This window comes from Pseudomonas saxonica (assembly GCF_007858365.1).
Classification (GTDB): Bacteria; Pseudomonadota; Gammaproteobacteria; order Pseudomonadales; family Pseudomonadaceae; genus Aquipseudomonas; species Aquipseudomonas saxonica.
In genome coordinates this window covers 93,907-117,632 of record NZ_VFIO01000010.1, presented here as the reverse complement: position 1 = coordinate 117,632, position 23,726 = coordinate 93,907, and the positions used below count along the sequence as shown (strand labels likewise).

General features: G+C 59.9%; 16 protein-coding genes. 12 read left to right on the top strand and 4 right to left on the bottom strand.

Going from position 1 to position 23,726, the window contains the following annotated elements:
- Positions 1–4 precede the first annotated feature (4 nt).
- The 10 genes from treZ (at position 5) to FJD38_RS20265 (ending at position 13,105) form a co-directional block, all read left to right on the top strand.
- The gene (treZ, locus tag FJD38_RS20310; RefSeq protein WP_146387157.1) at positions 5–1,816 is read left to right on the top strand and encodes a malto-oligosyltrehalose trehalohydrolase; all 1,812 of its coding nucleotides are present in this window, start codon (positions 5–7) and stop codon (positions 1,814–1,816) included.
- Complete coding sequence (malQ, locus tag FJD38_RS20305; RefSeq protein ID WP_146387155.1) at positions 1,809–3,890, top strand: 4-alpha-glucanotransferase; 2,082 nt, start codon at positions 1,809–1,811, stop codon at positions 3,888–3,890. The genes treZ and malQ overlap by 8 nt, the downstream gene beginning before the upstream one ends.
- Positions 3,891–3,922: 32 nt before the next feature.
- Positions 3,923–6,655 (top strand): malto-oligosyltrehalose synthase, encoded by a 2,733-nt coding sequence (locus FJD38_RS20300; RefSeq protein ID WP_146387202.1) that lies wholly within the window; start codon positions 3,923–3,925, stop codon positions 6,653–6,655.
- Positions 6,656–6,671: 16 nt separating this feature from the next.
- Complete coding sequence (locus FJD38_RS20295; RefSeq protein ID WP_146387153.1) at positions 6,672–6,911, top strand: DUF2934 domain-containing protein; 240 nt, start codon at positions 6,672–6,674, stop codon at positions 6,909–6,911.
- Positions 6,912–7,016: 105 nt separating this feature from the next.
- Positions 7,017–9,179: a glycogen debranching protein GlgX gene (glgX, locus tag FJD38_RS20290; protein WP_122783660.1), complete on the top strand. Its 2,163-nt coding sequence runs from the start codon at positions 7,017–7,019 to the stop codon at positions 9,177–9,179.
- Between the two features lie 2 nt (positions 9,180–9,181).
- Positions 9,182–10,183: an acyl-CoA dehydrogenase family protein gene (locus tag FJD38_RS20285; protein WP_146387151.1), complete on the top strand. Its 1,002-nt coding sequence runs from the start codon at positions 9,182–9,184 to the stop codon at positions 10,181–10,183.
- On the top strand, positions 10,180–10,938 hold the full coding sequence (locus FJD38_RS20280) for a PIG-L deacetylase family protein (RefSeq protein ID WP_146387149.1): 759 nt from the start codon (positions 10,180–10,182) through the stop codon (positions 10,936–10,938). Before FJD38_RS20285 ends, FJD38_RS20280 begins: the two co-directional genes overlap by 4 nt.
- 3 nt (positions 10,939–10,941) lie before the next feature.
- Positions 10,942–11,541 carry a class I SAM-dependent DNA methyltransferase gene (locus tag FJD38_RS20275; protein WP_146387147.1) on the top strand — a complete coding sequence of 200 codons (600 nt, stop codon included), beginning with the start codon at positions 10,942–10,944 and terminating at the stop codon, positions 11,539–11,541.
- Entirely contained in the window at positions 11,538–12,239 is a 702-nt protein-coding gene (locus FJD38_RS20270) for a glycosyltransferase family 2 protein (protein WP_122783664.1), read from the top strand. Before FJD38_RS20275 ends, FJD38_RS20270 begins: the two co-directional genes overlap by 4 nt.
- 65 nt (positions 12,240–12,304) lie before the next feature.
- Positions 12,305–13,105: an endonuclease/exonuclease/phosphatase family protein gene (locus FJD38_RS20265; RefSeq protein WP_146387145.1), complete on the top strand. Its 801-nt coding sequence runs from the start codon at positions 12,305–12,307 to the stop codon at positions 13,103–13,105.
- A gap of 490 nt (positions 13,106–13,595) precedes the next feature.
- Here FJD38_RS20265 and glgB read toward each other — a convergent pair whose 3' ends face one another.
- From glgB to FJD38_RS20250, 3 genes are read right to left on the bottom strand one after another with little or no spacing between them, the layout of a single operon-like run.
- The gene (gene glgB / locus FJD38_RS20260; protein WP_146387143.1) at positions 13,596–15,824 is read right to left on the bottom strand and encodes a 1,4-alpha-glucan branching protein GlgB; all 2,229 of its coding nucleotides are present in this window, start codon (positions 15,822–15,824) and stop codon (positions 13,596–13,598) included.
- Positions 15,824–19,171 (bottom strand): maltose alpha-D-glucosyltransferase, encoded by a 3,348-nt coding sequence (gene treS / locus FJD38_RS20255; RefSeq protein WP_146387141.1) that lies wholly within the window; start codon positions 19,169–19,171, stop codon positions 15,824–15,826. The genes glgB and treS overlap by 1 nt, the downstream gene beginning before the upstream one ends.
- A 46-nt stretch (positions 19,172–19,217) precedes the next feature.
- Positions 19,218–21,215 carry an alpha-1,4-glucan--maltose-1-phosphate maltosyltransferase gene (locus FJD38_RS20250; protein ID WP_146387139.1) on the bottom strand — a complete coding sequence of 666 codons (1,998 nt, stop codon included), beginning with the start codon at positions 21,213–21,215 and terminating at the stop codon, positions 19,218–19,220.
- Between the two features lie 211 nt (positions 21,216–21,426).
- Here FJD38_RS20250 and FJD38_RS24605 point away from each other — a divergent pair, with 211 nt between their 5' ends.
- Together FJD38_RS24605 and mapR are read left to right on the top strand one after the other, a co-directional pair.
- Entirely contained in the window at positions 21,427–21,591 is a 165-nt protein-coding gene (locus tag FJD38_RS24605) for a hypothetical protein (protein WP_167654293.1), read from the top strand.
- Positions 21,592–21,712: 121 nt separating this feature from the next.
- Positions 21,713–23,122, top strand: coding sequence for a GntR family transcriptional regulator MpaR (gene mapR, locus FJD38_RS20245; RefSeq protein WP_122782108.1), 1,410 nt, complete (start codon positions 21,713–21,715; stop codon positions 23,120–23,122).
- A 123-nt stretch (positions 23,123–23,245) separates the two neighbouring features.
- Here the strand turns inward: mapR and FJD38_RS20240 are convergent, their stop codons facing one another.
- On the bottom strand, positions 23,246–23,656 hold the full coding sequence (locus FJD38_RS20240; protein WP_122782107.1) for a PA0061/PA0062 family lipoprotein: 411 nt from the start codon (positions 23,654–23,656) through the stop codon (positions 23,246–23,248).
- Positions 23,657–23,726: the final 70 nt, after the last annotated feature.

Sequence of the window (23,726 nt, the reverse complement as noted above, 5' to 3'; positions counted from 1 at the left end):
ATCGATGCCTTCACAGACATTGGCAACATGGCCCCACGGCGCCCACTTGCTGGATGCACACCACACACGTTTTGCCTTGTGGGCACCTGACGCACACAGCGTCAGCGTCGCCCTTCAAGACGGGCGTTGTGTGGCCCTCTCACCTGAACCTGACGGCTGGTTTGTACGTGAAGTCGAATGCCCCAAAGGCACTCGTTATCGCTACTGCATCAATGACACAACCGAAGTACCCGACCCGGCCTCTCGGGCCCAGGATGGCGGGATCGACGGTTACAGCGTGGTGGTAGACCCGCAAGAGTTCGTTTGGCGCCACCGTCACTGGACAGGCCGGCCCTGGCATGAAGCCGTCATTTATGAACTGCATGTGGGTGTGTTTGGCGGTTATGCCGAGGTCGCCAAGCAGCTGCCGCGTCTGGCGCAACTGGGCATAACAGCCATTGAACTGATGCCGCTGGCGCAATACAGCGGTGAGCGCAATTGGGGCTATGACAGCGCGCTGCCCTATGCGCCCCATGACACCTATGGCTCACCCGGCGCCCTCAAAGCGCTGGTCGATGAGGCGCATGGCTTGGGCCTGATGGTGATTGTCGATGTGGTCTACAACCACTTTGGCCCGCAGGGCAATTTTTTACCGACCTACGCCAAAGCGTTTCTCAACCAACAACACCACACCCCGTGGGGGGCCGGGCTCAATTTCGAGCGCGAGGAAGTCCGCAATTTCTTTATTGAAAATGCCTTGATGTGGTTGCTCGATTACCGTATCGACGGGCTACGTCTGGATGCGGTGCATGCCATTAACCATCCCGGCTTTATGCAAGAACTGGCTCATCGAGTGCGCCAAAGCGTCGATCCAGCCCGGCATGTGTGGCTGACGCTTGAAAATGAGTTCAATCAGGCCTTTCTGCTGGAAAAAGACTTCAACGCGCAATGGAATGACGACGGCCATAACGTCCTGCACGTGTTGCTGACCGGAGAAACCGACGCCTACTACGCCGAATTTGCCCAACACACCAGCCAGCAATTGGCGCGCTGCCTGAGTCAGGGCTTTGTTTTCCAGGGTGAAAAAGACCGTCACGGTCACGCCCGGGGTGAGCCCAGCGGTCAATTACCGCCCAGCGCCTTTGTGCTGTTTTTGCAAAACCACGATCAGGTCGGCAATCGCGCCTTTGGCGAACGCTTGCACCAGCTATGCCCGCCCCAGGCATTGCGCGCAGCCACGGCGCTGTTGCTCCTGTCGCCGATGATTCCGCTGATGTTCATGGGCGACGAAAGTGCCGCGCCCGAGCCCTTCACCTTTTTTACCGACTACACCGGCGAGCTGGCAGAGGCTGTGTGCGAAGGTCGGCGCAAAGAATTTGCCGCCTTCAGCCATTTTTCTTCAGGTGAACACGCCCCACTGATTCCCGACCCCAATCTTCGCTCGACCTTTGAGATCGCCCGCCCCTCTTTGCCAAAAGCCGATGACGAAGAACGTCAGGGCATGCTCGCGCTGTATCAACACCTGCTGCGCATCCGCCATCACACAATCATTCCCCGTCTGGACGGTGCCCAGGCATTGGGTGCTCACGTGTTGGCGACAGGCGCAGTCGCTGCCCGCTGGCGCATGGGCGATCACAGCGTGCTGCACATCGCCCTCAACCTGAGCGCCCAAGCGGTGGCTTATAACCCCCCGGCCCAAGGCGAAGTGGTGTTTCAAACCCCGCCGCAGTTGGTCACGCACCTGAGCGAACATGGCCTGTTAGCGCCTTACAGCGCGCTGGTTTCTCTGGTTCCCAGCCCTTATCACCCCACGTTCCTGGAAAGTGCCCATGAGTGAATCACAGCTTGAAATACTCGCCGGCCGAGCAGGTCTGGCCGTGGATTGGGTCGACGCTAACGGCCGTCCGCAACGCGTCGAACCTTACGTGCTGCAAGCGGTACTGGCCGGTCTGGGCTTGCCCGCCGACAGCAACGCAGCGATTGAAACCAGCCTGTTGAATTTACAGCTTGAACAGCAAGACAAACGCCTGCCGCCCCTGTTGACCGCCGATGAAGGCAAAGGTCTGGATCTGGCCCGCTACTTCTCCCCCCACAGTCACTGCGTGGTGTACCTGGAAACGGGCGGATCACTGGATATTCAACTGGACGCCGATGCCTATCTGCCCGGCATGATTCCGATGGGCTACCACCGCGCGCAAGTGGATGATCAGCACTTCACTCTGGCCGTCGCACCGGCCCGCTGCTACAGCATGGCCGATGCTCTCGACACCCAGACACCCCGGGCTTGGGGCTTGAGCGTGCAACTGTATGCGTTGAGGCGCGAAGGCGAAGGCGGCTTTGGCGATAGCCTGGCGCTTGAACGGTTTGCCAAAGCGGCCGGTGAACGCGGGGCCGATGCACTGGCCATCAGCCCCATGCATGCCATGTTCAGTTGCGACCCCTACCGTTACAGCCCCTACTCGCCGTCCAGCCGACTGTTTTTCAACAGCCTGTACGCCGCACCCGCCATGGTGCTGGGTGAAGTGGCCGTGCAGCGAGCCATTGAAGCCACCGGCCTGACCGACGAACTTCGCAGGCTGGAACAACTGCCCCTGGTCGACTGGCCCGCCGCCACCGCGGCCAAAAACACCCTGCTGCACCAGCTGTACGAAGACTTCCTGCTGGGCGAGCAACCGTTGCGCGAAGACTTCAATCAATTTCGCGACAACGGGGGCGAGGCCCTCGAAAACCACTGCCGCTTTGAAGCCCTGCAAGCGCAACACGTCGCCGAGCATCAAGGCCTGGACTGGCGCCAGTGGCCCGAACAATGGCGCGACCCCAACAGCCCTGCGCTGTTGGTGTTTGCCGAAGAGCACGCGCACAGCATTGGCTACTTCGCCTTTTGCCAATGGCTGATTGCCCGCTGCCTGGCGCACACCCACAAAGCGGCCCGCGCCAGCGGCATGGCCATTGGCCTGATCGCCGACCTCGCCGTGGGCGCTGATGGTGGCGGCAGCCAAGCCTGGTGTCGTCAGGACGAACTACTCGCACAACTGACCGTGGGCGCTCCCCCTGACCTGCTCAATCGCCAGGGCCAAGGCTGGGGAATATCTGCTTTCTCTCCGGATGGCCTGAAGCGCAACGGCTTTCGCGCGTTTATCGAAATGCTGCGCGCCAATATGGCCTACGCAGGGGGGCTGCGCATTGACCACGTAATGGGCTTGCAACGGCTGTGGGTGATCCCCTTGGGTGCACAACCCCATGAGGGTGCCTACCTGTATTACCCGGTCGAAGACATGCTGCGTTTGCTGGCCCTGGAGTCGGTGCGTCATCGCGTCATTGTGCTGGGCGAAGACCTGGGCACCGTGGCTGACGGCCTGCGTGAAAAGCTCAGTGAACGTGCCATCCTCGGCATGCGCGTGTTGCTCTTCGAGCAGGATTACGGCGCACGCTTCAGGCCCATCCTCGACTGGCCCGACAACGCGCTGGCCACCACCAGCACCCATGACTTACCGACGCTCAACGGCTGGTGGCTGGGGCGCGACATCGATTGGAATCTGCGACTGGGCATGGTCGATGAGCCCACCGCAACGCACTGGCGCGAACACCGGCAACATGAACGCGACGGCTTGCATCGCGCCCTGAGTCAGGACCCGCAAAACTTTCAGGACGAATCCAGCGGCGCTGATCAAGTACTCGATGCCAGCGCCCGTTTTCTCGGGCACACCCGGGCTCCATTGGTGCTGCTGCCCATCGAAGATGCATTGGGCCTTGAGGAACAGCCCAACCTGCCGGGTACCGTGAGTACTCATCCGAACTGGCAGCGCCGACTCCCCGCCGACGCTGAAACCTTGCTCGACTCTGCAGAGGTGGCACGCCGTCTGGAATTATTGGCCTGCGCACGCCTGCAAGCACAGGAGCGCGATCAGTGAGCCGCCACGCGGCCGTGGACTGGCGCGCGACCATGCGCCTGCAATTCCATGCCGGTTTTACCTTGGACGACGCTCGCGAACAGGTGCCCTACTTTGCCCGTCTGGGCATCAGCCACCTCTATGCGTCACCTTTGCTGACAGCCCGCGAAGGCTCAATGCATGGCTACGATGTGGTCGACCCCACCCACGTCAGCCCGGCGCTGGGCGGTGAAGACGCGTTGCGCCGACTGGTGGCCGAACTGCGCGCCCACAACATGGGGTTGCTGCTCGACATCGTCTCCAACCATATGGCCGTAGGCGGCGCCGATAACCCGTGGTGGCTGGACTTGCTGGCCTGGGGGCGGGCCAGCCCCTATGCGGAGTTTTTCGACATTCAGTGGCACTCAGCCGACCCGCTCCTGGAGGGGGTGCTGTTATTGCCGTTTCTGGGCGACGACTATGGCCCCACTCTGCAAGCGGGCGGCATTGCCCTGCGTTTCAACGCCCAGCAGGGGACGTTTCACGCCGAGCACGGCCCGCATCATTTCCCGATTTGCCCACTGGATTACCCGGCGCTGCTGAGTGCCACTCACTTACCCGAACTACAGGCGTTGGCCCAAGAATTTGCAGCACTGACCCAGTTTGGCAATCCCCGCGATCAAGCGGCGGCGTTGCACCGCCAACTGGCCGAGTTGGGCCGCTCGCCCACCACCGTCGCCGCCATCGAGCAGCACTTGCTGCGTTACGACTCACACAGCTCCGAAGGTTTTGCGCGCCTGCATCAATTGCTCGAAAGGCAGTCCTGGCGACTGGCCAGTTGGCGCACGGCGGCAGACGACATCAACTGGCGGCGCTTTTTTGATGTCAACGAACTGGCCGGTTTACGCGTCGAGCGGGCCACGGTGTTTGAGGCCACACACGGCAAACTGTTCGACCTGATCGCCGAGGGCCTGGTTGACGGTGTACGCGTCGACCACATCGACGGCCTCGCCGACCCCGGCGGTTATTGCCGCAAACTCAGGCGCCGGATCGACAGCCTCAGCCCAGATCGGCATGTACCGATCTATGTCGAAAAAATCCTCGGGGGCCAAGAACAACTGCCCACCGATTGGGGAGTGGACGGTACTACCGGCTACGAGTTCATGAATCAGGTCTCGCTGCTGCAACATCAGCCTGACGGCGAACAAGCGCTGGCCTTGTTGTGGGCCGCCCACAGCCACCGGCCTGCCGACTTCAAGACCGAAGCGCTGCTGGCACGCAAACAGACCCTCAACGGTGCACTGGCGGGCGACTTCGAACGGGTGGCGCTGGCCCTGCAGGACGTTGCGCGCAGCGACATCATGACCCGGGACCTGACTCTGGGCGCCATTCGCCGAGCCTTGCAAGCGCTGGTGATCCACTTCCCGGTGTACCGCACCTACATCACCGCCGCTGGCCGCAGTGAGGCGGATGATGCAGTGTTTGAGCAGGCACTTGCAGGTGCACGCGAACGCTTGAGCGAAGCTGACTGGCCAGTGCTCGAGCACCTGCAACAGTGGCTCGGCGGCGCCCCTTGGCGCAGCCGCCCGGTGGGGCGCTCGCGCACATTGCTCAAGCAGGCCTGCGTGCGCTTTCAGCAATTGACCTCTCCCACGGCCGCCAAGGCCGTGGAAGACACAGCCTTCTATCGCTACGGGCGATTGCTGTCGCGTAATGACGTGGGCTTCAATGCCGAATGCTTCAGCGCACCCGTCGAGACGTTTCATCACGCCTGTGAAACGCGTCTGGCGAGTTTCCCTGACAACCTGCTGGCCACCGCCACCCATGACCACAAGCGCGGCGAAGACTGCCGAGCGCGGTTGGCGGTACTCAGTGAACGCAGCGACTGGTATGCGCAATGCGTTGCCCGCTGGCTGCCGCTGGCGCGGCAACTGCAGGTCGATCCGCCAGACCCGAACCGCGTTGATGAGTTGATGCTGTTTCAAATCATCCTCAGCAGTTGGCCTCTGGATTTGCACCCGGATGACAGGCCCGGCCTGGAGCGCTACCACGAACGCATTTGGCAGTGGCAACTCAAGGCCCTGCGTGAAAGCAAACTCGACAGCCAATGGGCGGCACCCAACGAGCCTTATGAGCAAGCGGTCAAGGCCTTTATCGAGCGACTGCTGCTGCAACCCGAAGGCTTGAGCTTGCGCACCGAGTTGTATGAGGCCGCGCAATGCATCGCTCCGGCCGGAGCGCTCAACGGCCTGGCCCAATGCCTGCTGAAACTCACCAGCCCCGGCATCCCGGATATTTACCAAGGCTGCGAAGGGTGGGACTTGAGCCTGGTCGACCCCGACAACCGACGTCCGGTGGACTATGCCCACCATCAACAGATGCTCGATGCCGACCTCAGCCCGCAGGCCCTGCTCGCTGACTGGCGCAGCGGCGCTGTCAAGCAGGCCATGATTGCCCGCACGCTCAACCTGCGCGCCCGTCACCCGCAGTTGTTCAGCCGGGGGCGTTATATACCGCTGGAGGTACGCGGAGAAAATGCCGATCACCTGGTGGCGTTTGCCCGTCAATGGAATGAGCAAGTGGCTGTCATCGTCGTTCCTCGACTTATCGCCAATTACACCCAAAAACATACATTAACGCTTGGAAAAACACCCATTTGGAGTGAAACCTTCATCGAACTACCGTTCGACGGAATAGATCTCAAATTTAAGGGATTTTTTGACTCGCCCGCAGTCACTACAAATAGGACGCTAAGGGTCAGCGACGCTCTGGACACCTTCCCCGTCACCCTCATGATCAACACTTGAGTTCAGGAGCTTTGCGATGAGTACTAACGAAAAACGCATTCGTGAATTGGCTTATCAAATCTGGGAGTCCGAAGGACGGCCCCATGGGCAGGAAGCCAAGCATTGGGAGATGGCGCACAAACTGGCGCAGGCCGAGGCACTCGCCCCAGCCAAGCCCCAAGCGGCCAAAGCGCCTGCCAAGGCAGCGGCCAAGCCTGCTGCCAAGGTAGCCGCCGCTAAAAAGCCACGGGCACCGCGCAAGCCGGCCACGCCTTAACGCTGCTCACGTAACGCTAGCGCGTCACTTACAACAGGACCATAACGCCTGACGGGCACTTATTGCCCGTCATTGGCGACACGACCCGATCACCCAGGAGCACCTATGTCTCAGCGCAAGTCAGCACCCCCTGCAACACCGGACGTTGAACCCTCGCGCATTCGCGAAGGGCTGCCCTTCCCGCTTGGCGCTACCTGGGACGGGCTAGGTGTTAATTTTGCGTTGTTCTCAGCCAACGCCACCAAAGTCGAACTGTGCCTGTTCGACTCCACTGGCGAAGTGGAACTGGAACGTATTGAACTGCCCGAATACACCGATGAGACCTATCACGGCTACTTGCCCGATGCCCATCCGGGGCAAATCTACGGCTACCGCGTGTACGGCCCCTATGACCCCAAAAATGGCCATCGTTTCAACCACAACAAACTGCTGATTGACCCGTACGCCAAGCAACTGGTTGGTGAGCTGAAATGGTCAGAAGCCCTGTTCGGCTACACCATCGGCCACCCCGACGCAGACCTGAGCTTCGATGAACGCGACAGCGCCCCCTTCGTACCCAAGTGCAAAGTGATCGACCCGGCCCACACCTGGGGCCACGACCATCGCCTGGTGGTGCCATGGGAACGCACGATTTTCTACGAGACCCACGTGCGCGGCATCACCATGCAACACCCCGCAGTGCCGGAAAATGTGCGCGGCACCTTTGCCGGCCTGATGGTCGATGAAGTCATCGAACACATCCGCAAACTGGGGGTTACCAGCGTCGAACTGCTGCCCATTCATGCCTTCGTCAATGACCAGCACCTGCTGCAAAAAGGCATGACCAACTACTGGGGCTATAACAGCATTGCGTTCTTCGCACCCGACCCGCGTTACCTGGCCAGCGGCAAAATTGCCGAGTTCAAGGAAATGGTCGCGCACCTGCACGAAGCCGGGCTGGAAGTCATCATGGACGTGGTCTACAACCACACGGCCGAAGGCAATGAACAAGGCCCGACCCTGTCCATGCGCGGGATCGACAATGCCTCTTACTACCGTCTGATGCCCGATGACAATCGCTATTACATCAACGACTCCGGCACCGGCAACACGCTGGACCTGAGCCACCCGTGTGTGCTGCAAATGGTCACCGACTCGTTGCGCTACTGGGCGCAGGAGATGCACGTCGACGGCTTCCGCTTCGATCTGGCCACCATTCTGGGGCGTTACCACGACGGCTTTGACGAACGGCACAGCTTTCTGGTGGCCTGCCGCCAGGACCCGTTGCTGCGTCAGGTGAAAATGATTGCCGAGCCTTGGGACTGTGGCCCCGGCGGTTATCAGGTGGGCGGTTTCCCACCGGGCTGGGCAGAATGGAACGACCGTTTTCGCGACACCGTTCGCGCCTTCTGGAAAGGCGATGAAGGTCAGTTGGCCGATTTCGCCGCGCGCATGACCGCCTCCGGTGAACTGTATAACCAGCGCGGACGGCGCCCTTACGCCTCGGTCAACTTCATTACCGCCCATGATGGCTTCACCCTGCACGATCTCGTGTCTTACAACGACAAGCACAACGAAGCCAACGACGAGAACAACCAGGACGGCAGCAATAACAACCTGTCGTGGAACCACGGTGTCGAAGGCCCCACCGAAGACGAAGACATCAACACCCTGCGCTTGCGCCAGATGCGCAACTTCTTCGCCACCCTGTTACTGGCCCAGGGCACACCCATGATCGTTGCCGGTGACGAGTTCGCCCGCACCCAGAACGGCAACAACAATGCGTACTGCCAGGACAGCGAAATTGGCTGGATCAACTGGGAACTGGACGCTGACGGCAAGTCGCTGCTCAAGTTCGTCAAACGCCTGATCAAGCTGCGCATGAGCTACCCCATCTTGCGCCGTGGCCTGTTTCTGGTTGGCCATTACAACGAAGAGCTGGGCATCAAAGATGTGACCTGGCTGGCCCCTGAAGGCACCGAAATGAGCATTGAACAGTGGCAAGACCCCAACGGTCGCTGCCTGGGGATCCTGCTCGACGGTCGCGCTCAAGTGTCCGGTGTGCAGCGCGCCGGGGCCGATGCCACGCTGTTGATCACAGTCAACGCGCAACATGACAGCGTCGACTTCATCCTGCCTGAAGTGCCCGAAGGTTCAGGCTGGACCTGCAAGTTCGACACCTTCGACCCCGACTTCAAAAACCGCGACACCTTGGCCTTCAACAGCACTTACAGCCTCAATGGGCGCTCGATGGCGCTGTTCGAGCTGATCCACACCGACGAGGACTGACCATGGATCTGCACGGTTTTTTCAAGACCGTCACCCTGCCCCTGACCACTGCGCAGGCGCTGGGCGACTGCTTGCAAAAAATGGCCGATGCCGGGCTCGACACCCTGCCCTTACCGGGCAGCGGTCGCACTCTGGAGCGCTGGCAGCGGCTGGCGTACGTGGCGAGCAACGATTTGGGCTTGTGCAAACTCTATGAGGGCCATACGGACGCGCTGGCGACCATGCAGGAATTGCATGCGCAGCGTCCGCCCGCAGGCAGCACCTGGGGGCTGTGGGCCGCAGAGCCGCCCAATGCCCGGGTGCAGGTGCGCAGGGTCAACGGGCAAGTCGTGCTCAACGGCCGCAAGTCGTGGTGTTCAGGTGCGGCGGTGGTCAGCCACGGGTTGTTGACTGCCTGGGATGAACAGGGCGCGGTGCAACTGGTGGCAGTCGAGATGCACCAACCGCAGATCAGCATCACCGCCCACGGCTGGGAAGCCGTCGGCATGAGCGCCACGGCCAGTCTCGATGTGCATTTTGAACAGGCGCCAGCGATCTGTATCGGTGGCCCCGGCGACTATTTGCAGCGCCCCGGCTTCTGGCAAGGTGCGATTGGCATTGCCGCCTGCTGGCATGGCGCCGCCAGCGCGTTGGCCCACGCCCTGCAACACCACTGTAGCCAGCGCGCCGACCCCCATGCACTGGCCCATCTGGGAGCGGTGAATGCTGCCTTGTTCAGCGCCACCTGCGTATTCGCCGAATGTGCCCGGCAAGTGGACGAGCAGCCCACGGCCGACGCGCAATTATTGGCGCGCCAAACTCGCGCCCACGTTGAAACCTGCGTCGAACAGGTGATCGCTCACGTAGGCCGGGCGTTGGGCGCGGGCCCATATTGTAAAAACCCGCACTTTGCCCGCCTGAGTGCCGATTTGCCGGTCTATCTGCGCCAAAGCCATGCCGAGCGCGACCTGCAAGCGCTCGGCGAACAGGCGGCCCTGCTGCCTGAAAGGGAATGGCCACTATGACCACCAACCTGATTGTGGGTGCAGGCACCGGGCTGGATCACTGGCGCAATGCCCGGTGTCTGGCGGACATGCGGCCAATCGACCTGACCCGTCTGGTGCCCGACGGCGCTCGTGCCGTGATTATCGCCCCGCACCCTGATGATGAAATTCTGGGCTGCGGCGGTTTGCTGCAATTGCTGCACGCTGCCGGTCGCTCACTGCTGTTGATTTCGATCACGGACGGCACGGCCAGTCATCCGGGGTCAACGGCATGGCCTGCGGAGCGGCTGCGCCAGGTTCGCCCACAGGAATCCGAAGAGGCCTTGACCCGTTTGGGCCTCAGCGGATTGAACTGGGTGCGCGGCGGGTTTGAAGACACCCAGGTCGCGACCTGCGAGGACGCCGTGAGTGCATTCATCAAACAGCACTTGCGACCCGGCGATGTGGTATTCGCCACGTGGCGAGAAGACGGTCACAGCGACCACGATGCGGTGGGCCGTGCCAGCAGTCGAGCCGCCAAAGCCGTCGGTGCGACCTTGCACGAAGTGCCCATCTGGGCTTGGCACTGGGCCCATAATGACGACCCCCGAGTGCCCTGGAAGCGTGCACGCAAAGTGTGCTTGAGCCCTTATGCCATCGCCCGCAAACGCTACGCGGCGCAGGCGTTTACCAGCCAATTGGAACAAGACCCGAGCACCGGACTGGAAGCTGTTTTGCCCGCGCCTGTACTGGAGCGTTTGCTGCAACCGTTCGAAGTCGTGTTTATACAGGAGTGAAACATGAGTGTGCCGACCACTTTTTTCGATCAGCTTTATGAGCAAAACCCCGACCCCTGGGCCTTCCGTGATCGTTGGTACGAGCAGCGCAAACGCGCGCTCACCCTGGCCAGCCTGCCGCGCCAGCACTATGGGTCAATTTACGAACTGGGCTGTGCCAATGGCGAACTGAGTGCGGGGCTGGCCCAACGTACCGACCGTTTGTTGTGCTGCGACGCGGCCGCCAAAGCGGTTGAACTGGCGCGTGAGCGTTTGAGTCATTGCGCCCACGCCCACGTGGAGCAGAGCCGCATACCGGAACATTGGCCCGCCGAACAGTTCGAACTGATCGTGCTCAGCGAACTGGGTTACTACCTCGATGCGCAGGCGCTGCACCGTTTGGTTGATCGGGTGTTGAGCAGCTTGAGCGCTGACGGACACTTTTTGGCGTGCCATTGGCGCCCTGCCATTGAGGGCTGCTCACTGACCGGTGATGAAGTGCATGGCCTGCTGCACGACACACTGGGTTTATACCGCCTGGCCCAGCACCTCGAAGACGACTTCGTGCTTGAAGTCTGGAGCCGCGCCCCTATCTCAGTGGCACGGCGGGAGGGCCTGCGATGATTGGCATTTTGATCCCGGCCCATAATGAGCAGGACCTGCTCGCGCAGTGCCTGCAAGCCGCGTTGGCGGCGGGGCGTCACCCGCGTCTTAACGGCGAAACCGTGAGCGTGGTGCTGGTGCTGGACAGTTGCAGCGACCGTTCGGCTGAAATAGCCGCTGAATTCCCCATCCACGTGCTGCACATCCAGGCCCGCAATGTCGGGGCTGCTCGCAGCCTGGGGGCGCAATGGTTGCTCAAACAAGGTGCGCGCTGGATCGCCTGCACCGACGCCGACAGCCTGGTTGCTGAAGACTGGCTGGTTGCGCAACTGGCGCTTAACAGCGATGCGGTATGCGGCACGGTGGCCGTGGACGATTGGGGCACCCTGATCGACGCGCCTGCCCAAGCGCGTTACCACGCGGCATACGAAGCCTGCGACGGGCACCGGCACATTCATGGGGCCAACCTGGGAATCAGCGCCCGTGCCTACCGGCAAGCGGGCGGTTTTGAGGCCCTGAGCTGCCATGAAGATGTTCAATTAGTGAAACGGCTACAAGCCTGCGGTGCAAGCATCGCCTGGAGTCACCGGCCCAAAGTGACCACCAGCGCCCGATTGGATTGTCGAGCTGCGGGGGGTTTTGGCGATTACCTCAAGTCCCTGCTAGCGTTGCCTGCACCTGATCAACATCAACTGGACTCGCGTCCCGATACGCTATAACTGCCTGTGCGCCGAACGGCCGGGCGTGTACCGGGTCGAACGTGATTCAACGCACAGGAGAGACCATGACGCTTGATATTGTTGGCAACCCCATCGAGTCGCCGGCGCCTGAAACGGCGCCGGCCGTACACCGAGTCAAAGTGCTCACGGTCAACATGCACAAAGGCTTTACCGCATTAAATCGACGCTTCATCCTGCCGGAGCTTCGCGAAGCCGTGCGTGCCACCGGCGCTGACGTCGTATTTTTACAGGAAGTGCTGGGCGAACATGACAAACACGCCTCGCGTTATGACGCGTGGCCGGCGGTTTCGCAGTATGAATTTTTGGCCGACAGCATGTGGACTGACTTTGCCTACGGCCGCAATGCGGTCTATCCCGGTGGTCACCACGGCAACGCGGTGCTGTCCAAATTCCCGATCAAGTCCTATCGCAACCTTGATGTTTCCATCACAGGCCCTGAACGGCGCGGGCTGCTGCACTGTGTACTGGACGTGCCGGGGCATAACCAAGTGCATGCGATTTGCGTGCACCTGAGCTTGCTGGAGAGCCATCGGCAGTTGCAAATCGTGCTGCTTAACCAACTGCTCAAATCCTTGCCACCCAGTGACCCGGTCATCATTGCGGGGGACTTTAACGATTGGAAACTGCAAGGCAATGCTACGTTGTTACAGCGTGACGACTTGCATGAAGTATTCCAGCGTCACCACGGCCAACTGGCCAAGAGCTACCCGGCTCGGTTTCCGATGCTGAGGCTGGATAGGGTTTACCTGCGCAATGCGACGGGTCAAAACCCGATGATCCTGGGAGGCAAACCGTGGTCGCATTTATCGGATCATTTACCGTTGTCGGTAGAGGTTCACTTATAAAACGCGGGCTAGCCACCTGCTTTTGATCTGGCTTGTGATCTTGATCTGCCGCCCCTTCGGGAGGCCGAAAGGAGGTTTCGCGGAGTGGGTCGACCGGCATGGATGCCGGGAGAGCTGCGAGGGCCGTACGCGGGGGCGGAAGCGTTTTGGTTACTTTGTCATGGTCCGACACTCGGCTTTTGCAAAGTGACACGCCGTAAGGGCGTAACCATTACTTCAGCTAGACGCCAATAATGGATATGTACTCGAAGCCTTCAATTGGCCAGCGTACTCCGGTCGCTTAATGCGAGCGCTGACTATAGGCCCGCGCCCCAGCCATCTCAATCGACAACCCTGTACGAAACCTCCCGAATCACCGGGAGGGCACACCTACAGTCAAAAGCATTACGACCGCTACGCGCTCGATCGCAGCCTTCGTGCCTCGTCAGCGGCTACAACTCCCTGTAGCCGCTGCCGAAGGCTGCGATGGGCCGCAAAGCGGCCCGCTTTATCACCTCTGCGGCTGCAACACCAAAACCCCCAACGGCGGTAAATTCAACGCCACCGAACACCCTTGACCATGGCTGGGCAAGTCATCACTGACGACCCCACCACCATTGCCATAATTAGACCCGGCATACAGCCCCGCATCGCTGTTTAACACCTCATGCCACGTCCCCGCGAAAGGCACCCCAATGCGATACCCCTCACGCGGCACCGGGGTAAAGTTAGCCACCACCAACAGCGGCGAGCCTTCCTTGCTCCAGCGCAACCAGGCATAAACACTGTTGGTCGCATCATCACCAATCAACCACTGAAAACCCTGCGGGGCATCATCCTGATCATGCAACGCCGGATACTCGCGATAGAGCCGGTTCAAATCCCCCACCAACTTCTGCACACCCTGGTGCTCCGGGTATTGCAGCAAATACCAGTCAAGTTGCTGATCGTGATTCCATTCACGCCACTGGCCGAACTCACACCCCATAAACAGCAACTTCTTGCCCGGGTGCGTCCACATGAAACTCAGATAAGCCCGCAAGTTGGCAAACTTCTGCCAGCGATCCCCAGGCATTTTGTCGATCAGCGAATGCTTGCCATGCACCACTTCATCATGGGAGATAGGCAAGATAAAACGCTCGCTCCAGGCGTACACCAGGCCGAAGCTCAGCTCGTTGTGGTGATGGGCTCGGTAGAGCGGGTCTTGCTGAATGTAGTGCAGCGAATCATGCATCCAGCCCATGTTCCATTTGTACGAAAACCCCAACCCTCCATGGGCGGTACTCTGGCTGACGCCAGGCCAGGCCGTCGATTCTTCGGCAATCATCAACGCACCCGGCGCTTCCAGTGCAACCACGTCGTTGAGGTGACGTAAAAAATCAATGGCTTCAAGGTTTTCCCGCCCGCCAAAGCGGTTAGGCACCCACTCACCGGCTTTACGCGAGTAGTCGCGATATAACATCGACGCCACAGCATCAACCCGCAGCCCATCAATGTGGAAGTGCTTTAGCCAGTGCAATGCCGAGGCCAGCATAAAACCATGCACTTCGGTGCGGCCCAGGTTGTAAATCAGCGTGTTCCAGTCCTGATGAAAGCCTTCCAGCGGGTTGGCGTATTCATACAGCGCCGTGCCGTCAAATTGCGCCAGCCCGTGGGCATCATTGGGAAAGTGCGCCGGCACCCAGTCGAGAATCACGCCAATGCCGGCCACATGGCAGGCATTGACGAACGCACCGAAATCATCAGGGGAACCATAACGGGCCGTGGGGGCGTACTGCGACAACGGCTGATAACCCCACGACCCACCAAACGGATGCTCCATGATGGGCATCAATTCAATATGGGTGAAGCCCAGCTGTGTCACATAGGGGATCAGCCGTTCAGCCAGTTCATGCCAGGTGTACTGACGCGCGATGTCGCCCACATCGTCGACTTCGCATTGCCAGGAACCCACGTGCAGCTCATAGATGGACAGCGGCTTGTCGTGACGGTGATGCTCGGCGCGACCCTCCATCCAGGCCGAGTCCTGCCAGTCCACCGCCAGTGGCGATGCGACTTTGGACGCTGTATCGGGCGGCAGCTGGGTTGCCAGCGCCATGGGGTCGGCCTTGAGCGGCAAAATGCCGTGCTCGCCAAGGATTTCGTACTTGTACGCTTCACCGGCTTCAAGGCGCGGTATAAAAATCTCCCATACGCCGCTCGGATGACGCAGGCGCATGGGGTGGCGACGGCCATCCCAGATGTTGAAATCGCCGACCACCGACACCCGTCGGGCATTCGGTGCCCAGACCGCAAACCGCACACCCGGTACGCCGTCGACACTCATCACCTGGGCGCCCAGGCAACTGCTCAAGTCGCGGTGATTACCCTCGGCGAACAGGTATAAATCCATTTCGCCCAGCAAAGGGCCAAAGCTGTAAGGGTCTTCACTGGTCTGCTCGGCACCCGCCCAGTTGATACGCAGGCGGTAGGGTTGCGTGTGATCGAAATGAGCGGCGAACAGACCTGCCACGTCTGTGCCGTGCAAGCTGCCAAGCAGGTCGTCGCTGTCGCGGGCAACCACCTTGACACTCAATGCACCGGGCAGAAACGCGCGAATAATCTGCCCGCCCTGCCCGTCCGGATGTGGCCCCAATACGGCAAACGGATCACGATGCTGGGCGCTGATCAACGCCTCAATATCCTGTTGCTCAGGCAATAGTGCCTGTTTTCCTGCCCCCAGATCCTTGCTAGAACTCATTACTTCTCTCCATCCGGTAAAGGCTTGGCCCTGCTTGGCAAGTGAGCAAGCAGCTCGCTTAAACCTTGCAAGGGCACGCGCAACCACGTCGGCCGATTGGCTGCTTCATAGATAACTTCGTAGGCCGCCTTTTCCAGGCTCATGAGCGCCAGCGCAGCATCGTGACCGCGTGGCGAAGTCCATTCAGGACTAAGGCTAGCTGTTGCCAGCCGATATGCATCGATCAAAGCATGACGCGCATCATTTAAGTAGCGCTCTACGACCCGTTGCCGCGCATCGTCTGCCTCGGGCGAGTGATCCGCCTGTTGCACGTTACTGATCGCCATTGCACCGGCGTAGTCAAAAGAACGCAATAATCCGCTGACGTCCTTGTAGGGACTGTGTTTGGCTCGCCGCTCGGTCAGGGAACGCGACGGCTCGCCTTCGAAGTCGATAAAGAACGCATCGCCCTGCACCACCAGTACTTGTCCCAGATGCAAGTCGCCATGCACGCGGATGTTCAGCCCGCCTTGGGTATCGGCAGCCAGTTGCTGGATGTGGGCGTTGATTGCGCCCTGTTGATCGATCAGGTGCTTGACGCGCTGTTGATCGGCGGCGGGCAAATCGTTCAGGTGTGCCTTGAGCTGTTGCAGGGCGTGCTTGACCTGCGCCGTAATATGCGTGGCCAGGCGCTGACTGTCTTTTAGTGTGGTGGTGTGCGGCGCAAAGTCAGGGTTGTCGCGGGCTTGTGCCAATACGGTATGCATCTCACCCAGTCGCTGGCCCAGCACACGGGCAAACTCAGCCAACTCGCTCAACGCGTTGTAATGCTGTTCGTGCTCGGATCGGGCATCTGCCAGTTCGTCGCGAATCGCTCGCTCAAGGGTGTTGTGGGTCCAGCTCCAGGCATCTCCCTGATTGCTCAAATACCCTTGGGCAATCATCAGCAACGTGTCCTCACCCTGAGCATCACGGCGCAGCACTGACCCGAGCAGCGGGGACATATTCGGATAACCGGCGCGCGTCAGGAAACGCCCCATTTCCAGTTCGGGGTGCGGGCCGCTGTGGAGTTGGCGCAGCAGTTTGAGCACCAACACCCCGCCCACCACCACCGAGCTGTTTGACTGTTCGCCCGTGAGGTAACGCACCTCACTGTGCTCATCGAGGCCCAGCGTGGCCATCTGATCCGTTACGCTGAAGTGAATGTCACCGGCACTGCTGCTGATCGTCTGGCCTTTTTTCAGGCTCGATAACACGGCGTGTACAAAGGGCTCCAGATTGAACGCATCGGTCAGAAAACCGACATGGCGTCCGCGGCGCAAGCGCGACAATACGACCTGTTGGGCCACTGCAGAATTGGGTTGCTCCTCACCCATTGCGCCCAAGGGCACTTGGTAACGGTGCGGCTGACCGGCACACATGACCTCCAGCTCCGTCAGTAATACCGGCGATTCAGCCTCGCCAAAGGCCGCGCCGTACACAATAGTGACCTGCTCAATGGGCGTCTCTTTGTGCCCGAACCAACGACGATTGGGCAACCAGCTCGGCAGCACAGTCTGCTCCAGCACCGTGCTTACAGGTTGTTTGAGCACATCTGTGAGGCCGTTTTTGAGCACCAGCGTCACCAGCTCCGGCAAGCTTTGCGAAGGCTCAGTGTGCCAGCCGGGCATCTGGTTTTCGCTGGCCAGCAGAAACCAGAAAAACCCATAAGGCGCCAGCGTCAGTGTGAATGGTGTCTGGCCAATGGGCGTAAAGGCGTTACCGCCGATCATTTCAACCGGCACACGGCCCGCAAACTCGGACAGATCCAGTTCGACCCCTTGGGCACTGCGTGACACATTGGCCACGCACAAAATGGTTTCGGTCTTGCCGTCGCTGTCGGTGAACGCGCGGATGTAGGCCAGAATGCGTCGATTGCTCGGCGAGAGCATTTTCAAGGTGCCACGGCCGAAGGCTTTTTGCTGCTTGCGCACAGCCAACAGACGACGGGTCCAGTTGAGCAAGGAGTGCGGATCACCCGACTGCGCTTCCACGTTAACCGACTGATAGCCATACAGCGGGTCCATGATCGGCGGCAATACCAGGCTGGCCGGGTTGGCCCGCGAGAAACCGCCGTTGCGGTCAATCGTCCACTGCATGGGCGTGCGTACGCCATCGCGGTCGCCCAGGTAAATGTTGTCACCCATGCCGATTTCGTCGCCGTAATACAGGGTCGGCGTTCCGGGCATCGACAGCAGCAAACTGTTGAGCAATTCGATGCGGCGGCGATCGCGCTCCATTAACGGTGCCAGACGTCGACGAATACCCAGGTTGATGCGGGCGCGCTTGTCAGCGGCGTAGTAGTTCCAGAGGTAATCGCGCTCCTTGTCGGTGACCATCTCCAGCGTCAGTTCATCGTGGTTGCGCAAAAAAATTGCCCACTGGCAGTTCGCAGGTATTTCCGGGGTTTGGCGCAAAATATCGGTAATCGGGAAGCGATCTTCCTGCGCCAGTGCCATGTACATACGCGGCATCAGCGGGAAGTGAAAGGCCATATGGCATTCATCGCCATTGATGCCGTCGCTGTCGCCGAAATATTGCTGGGTGTCTTCAGGCCACTGATTGGCCTCGGCCAGCAACATGCGGTCGGGGTAATGGGCATCGATTTCGGCGCGGATCTGCTTCAGTATCTGGTGGGTTTCTGGCAGGTTTTCGTTGTTGGTGCCGTCGCGTTCGATCAAATACGGGATGGCATCCAGACGCAGGCCATCAATGCCCATGTCCAGCCAATAGCGCATCACCGCCAGCACTTCTTTCATGACCTGCGGATTGTCGAAATTGAGGTCTGGCTGATGGGAGTAAAACCGGTGCCAGAAGTACTGGCCGGCCACCGGGTCCCACGTCCAGTTCGAGGTTTCGGTGTCGAGGAAGATAATCCGCGTGCCGTCGTACTTTTCATCGGTGTCCGACCACACATAATAATCCCGGGCTTTAGAGCCGGCTTTGGCGTGCCGGGCCTTCTGGAACCACGGGTGTTGATCGGAGGTATGGTTGATCACCAGTTCAGTGATCACTCGCAAGCCGCGCGCATGGGCTTCCTTGATAAAGCGTTTGACGTCGGCCAATGTGCCGTAGTCGGGGTGGACCCCACGATAGTCGGCAATGTCATAGCCATCGTCGCGCCGTGGCGAGGGATAGAACGGCAGCAACCAGAGGGTGTTGACCCCCAGCTCGGCAATGTAATCGAGCTTGCTGATCAATCCAGGAAAATCGCCGATACCGTCATTATTGGAATCGAAAAATGACTTGATATGCACTTGGTAAATCACCGCGTCCTTGTACCAGAGCGGGTCTTTGATAAAGCTTGCCGAAGCGGATTTCTTCGCCATGTGGACTCCCTGCCGATGCGAGTGGGGTGGGCCTTGCAGACGTGGCCTAAAGGGGTTTGATACGCCAGATGCCAAAGGGCTGATGCCAGGGTTCAAGGCGCATCCATTGCGTCTTTCCGTACCAGGTCCAGCGATGGCCGCTCATCAAGTCTTCACCTGAAGTTTGCGCGTCATCGGCCAGGCCCATCTCCCACAGCGGCAACTCGAAATGCGCTTCCTGGGCGTTATGCGGGTCAAGGTTGACCGCAACCAGCACAAAGTTGCTGCCGTCTGCGCTGCGTTTGCCGAAATACAGGATGTTGTCATTCCACGCGTTGTACAGCGTGAGGCCCAAGTGACTGTGCAAGGCGGGGTTTTGCCGCCGGATGCGGTTGAGCTGGGCGATTTCGGCGACGATATTGCCCGGTGCGCCGTAGTCCCGAGGGCGGATCTGGTACTTCTCGGAGTCCAGATACTCTTCCTTGCCGGCCAGAGCGGCCGACTCACACAGCTCAAAGCCCGAATACATGCCCCATAACCCCGACCCCATAGTGGCCAGCGCGGCGCGAATCAAAAAACCGGCACGGCCGGACTCATGCAAAAAACGCGGGTTGATGTCCGGGGTATTGACGAAGAAGTTGGGCCGGAAGCACTCGCGTAACGGGCTTTGGTTCAGCTCGGTGAAATACGCCGCCAGCTCGGCCTTGGTATTACGCCACGTGAAATAGGTGTAGCTCTGGGAATAGCCGATCTTGCCCAGGCGCGCCATCATCGCCGGGGTGGTAAAGGCTTCGGCGAGAAAGATCACTTCGGGACAGCGCGTGCGCACATCCGCAATCAACCACTGCCAGAACGGCAAGGGTTTGGTGTGCGGGTTGTCAACGCGAAAAATCTTTACACCCTCGTCGATCCAGCCCAGCACGATGTCGCGCAGCTCAAGCCACAGGCTGGGAATGGCATCCGGAGCATAGAAATCGACGTTAACGATGTCCTGATATTTTTTGGGCGGATTTTCCGCATAGCGAATAGTGCCGTCAGGCCGCCAGTTAAACCAACCGGGGTGCTGTTTGAGCCAGGGGTGGTCTTGAGAGCATTGAATGGCAAAGTCCAGCGCGATGGCCAACCCTTGGCGCGCGGCGGCAGCCACCAGGCGACGAAAATCCTCACGGCTGCCCAACTGCGGATGAATGGCCTCGTGCCCGCCCTCCTCGCTGCCGATGGCATAGGGGCTGCCGGGATCGTCCGGGCCTGCCTGTAATGAATTGTTGGGGCCTTTACGATGACTGCGACCGATGGGGTGAATGGGCGGGAAATACAGTACGTCAAACCCCATGTCGTGGATCATCGGCAAGCGTTCGAGCACATCATTGAAGGTGCCGTGACGGCCGGGGTCATCGGTGGCTGAACGCGGAAACAGCTCGTACCAACTGGCAAACTGGGCTAACGGGCGCTCCACATCCACCGGAAACTCGGGGCTCAGGCTCACGTACGCATGGTGTTGGGCCTGAGCCATCAATTGCGCACTGTGTTCGTGCACAAACAAGGCCACTTGCTCGTTTTCCAGCAGGCCAGACAACTGGCGCAGCAATACCTGCAATTGCTCATGCAATTCACCCTGGCTCAGCTCAATGGCGTGCTGCACCAGAATGCGACCTTCCTGAAGCTCCAGACTGACGGGAATACCGGCCTGATGCTTTTTTTCCAGCTCATGGCAAAAGCTGGCGAAGCGATCGATCCAGGCTTCGATGCAAAACACATAGCGCCCCTGCACCGGCACCGTGAACTGCCCGCTCCACGCATCATTGCCCACAAAGCGCATCGGGGCGGCCGACCAGTCATCGCTACTGGCCAAGCGCCAATGCAGCGTCACCGCCAACTGGTCGTGACCGTCGGTAAACACTTTGCTACTCACCTGCACCACCTGCCCGACCACCGCCTTGACCGCAAACTCGCCGCCATCCAGCACCGGCGACGTGGATTCAATGGCAATGCGTGGCAATAGCAAGGCCTGCGACAACGGCAGGGTGGACGTTACATCGGGGTCCAGCGGGAAATCAGCATTCATCGAGCCTCACTCCTCACGCCCTGGGACGCTGATGGGTGGTCGTTTCACAGCACATTCCGGCATCAACACCGGGCACCTAGGTTGGGAGCGAGGTTGCGGCTTAAAAGTTCAGACTAAATGACGACACGCCGTTGGTCATGGCACGGGAACCGTTCAGGCACGATGACGGTCGACCGGCTACACCTTTCCATGCAGCAATGAGGCCAACGCCATGAACATCCCGATCCCCGCTGAGACACCTGATCCCAATATAGATGACCCGGTGTTACCGCCTGTCGATCCTCAACACATCCCCGAGGAAGAACCCCCGCTGGGTGATCCAAAGCCGATTGGCGATCCGCCGGGTGAACATCCCCCCCTGAAAACCGGTTTATAGGCTGTCTTCGCCCAAACAGCTTTACCCCTGCGAGCATCGCGCTGAAAATGGCCCGCGCCAGCAAGGCACGTCTTAAGATTCAACCGCCTTGACCTGAAACCCGCCGGACCGAGCCCGCCCCATGAAGCGCTACGAACAATTTGCCGATGATATTGCCGAACTGATCCGCAGCGGGGTGCTCGCCCCCGGTCAGCGCGTACCCTCGGTGCGCTATGCCAGTCAGACCTACGGGATCAGCCCCTCGACGGTGTTCCAGGCCTATTACTTGCTGGAACGCCGCGGCCTGATTCGCGCCAAGCCGCGCTCCGGTTACTTCGTCAATGTGCACACCCCCACTCCATTCGCGGAACCGGTGGTCAGCAGCCACGGGGCCGAGTCCATGCAGGTGGATGTCAGTGAGTTGGTGTTTTCAGTACTGGACTCGATCAAAGACCCGCATACAGTCCCCTTCGGCTCGGCGTTCCCCTGCCCGATGCTGTTTCCGCTTCAACGGCTGGCCCGTTCAATGGCCACGGCCTGTCGTGAGATGGACCCGCGCCTGGTGGTCACTGATCTGTCGCCTGGCAACCCGCAACTGCGTCGCCAAATTGCCCTGCGCTACATGGTCGGCGGGTTGATGCTGCCCATGGAAGAACTGTTGATCACCAATGGCGCACTGGAGGCCCTGAACCTGTGTTTGCAGGCGGTGACGGAGCCGGGTGATCTGGTCGCCATTGAGGCTCCGGCGTTTTATGCCTGCCTGCAAGTGCTCGAACGGCTCAAGCTCAAGGCTGTCGAAGTGCCGGTGCACCCGCGTGACGGCATTGATCTGGAGGTGCTGGCCGATACCCTTGAGCGGCACCCGATCAAGGCCGTGTGGTGCATGACCAGTTTTCAAAACCCGATTGGCGCCACCCTGCCCGAAGCCCGCAAAAAAGCGTTGGTCGAACTGCTGCGCAGCCATCAGGTGCCGTTGATTGAAGACGATGTGTACGCCGAATTGTATTTCGGCCTGCATGCGCCCAAACCGGCCAAAGCGTTTGATACCGAAGGGTTGGTGATGCATTGCGGCTCGTTTTCCAAGAGCCTGGCCCCCGGTTATCGCATCGGCTGGGTCGCGGCCGGGCGGTATGCGCAAAAGGTCGAACGGCTGAAACTGATGACCTCGCTGTGCGCCTCGATGCCTGCGCAAGCCGCCATTGCCGATTACCTGCAGCACGGCGGTTACGACCGTCACCTGCGTAAATTGCGCGATGCGCTGGAAGAGCAGCAAAACGCCATGTTGGCGGCCATTGCCCGTTACTTTCCAGCCCAGACACGGGTCAGCAAACCCACGGGCGGCTACTTTTTATGGCTGGAGTTGCCTGAGCAAATGGACTCACTCAAGCTGTTCGAAATGGCCTTGGCCCAAGGCATCAGCATTGCACCGGGGCCGATTTTTTCCCCGACCCAGCGCTTTCGCAACTGCATTCGCCTGAACTATGGCAGCCCGTGGGATGCCGCCAGCGAAAAAGCCATGGAAACCCTGGGCAAAATCATCAAATCGTTTTAGCCCCATTTGTAGCCGCTGCCGAGGCACGAAGGCTGCGATGGGCTGCGCAGCGGCCCCAGTACAGAAGGCCCTGCGGACCTTTTCGCAGCCTGCGTGCCTCGGCAGCGGCTACACGGTTGCTTATTACCCCGGCATGCAGTTGAAGTCCGCCGTGTGCGCCACTTCCTTGCCGTGGGAGTCCACCAGCCGTGCACTGACTTCTGGCCCCAGGCTGGACTCAATCAACTCGTAATGCTCACCTGCCTTGAAGCCGGTGTAATTGACTTTGCCTTGGCAATCGACCTCATTTTCATCCCCCGTGGCGCCTTCATACAGGGTTACGTCCAGACGATGCGCGCCGGGTGTCACTTCAAAGTACCGACCATCCTGCGTGCTTTTACCGTCCACACGCTCGGCCATCAGGTCGCTGTTGCCCTCTTCTTTAAAGCCGATCCAGGCTTCGCTCGGGTCTTGTTTGGGCATCGGCCCGGCACAGGCCGACAGCAGCAACACCAACCCCAGAGCGGGGATCAAGAGCAGCGGTTTAACAGTCATCACACGTACACCTCGCAAAGGGAACCCAAGAGTGCGACAGACTCAAACAGCGGCCCGTCGATGGTGCCAA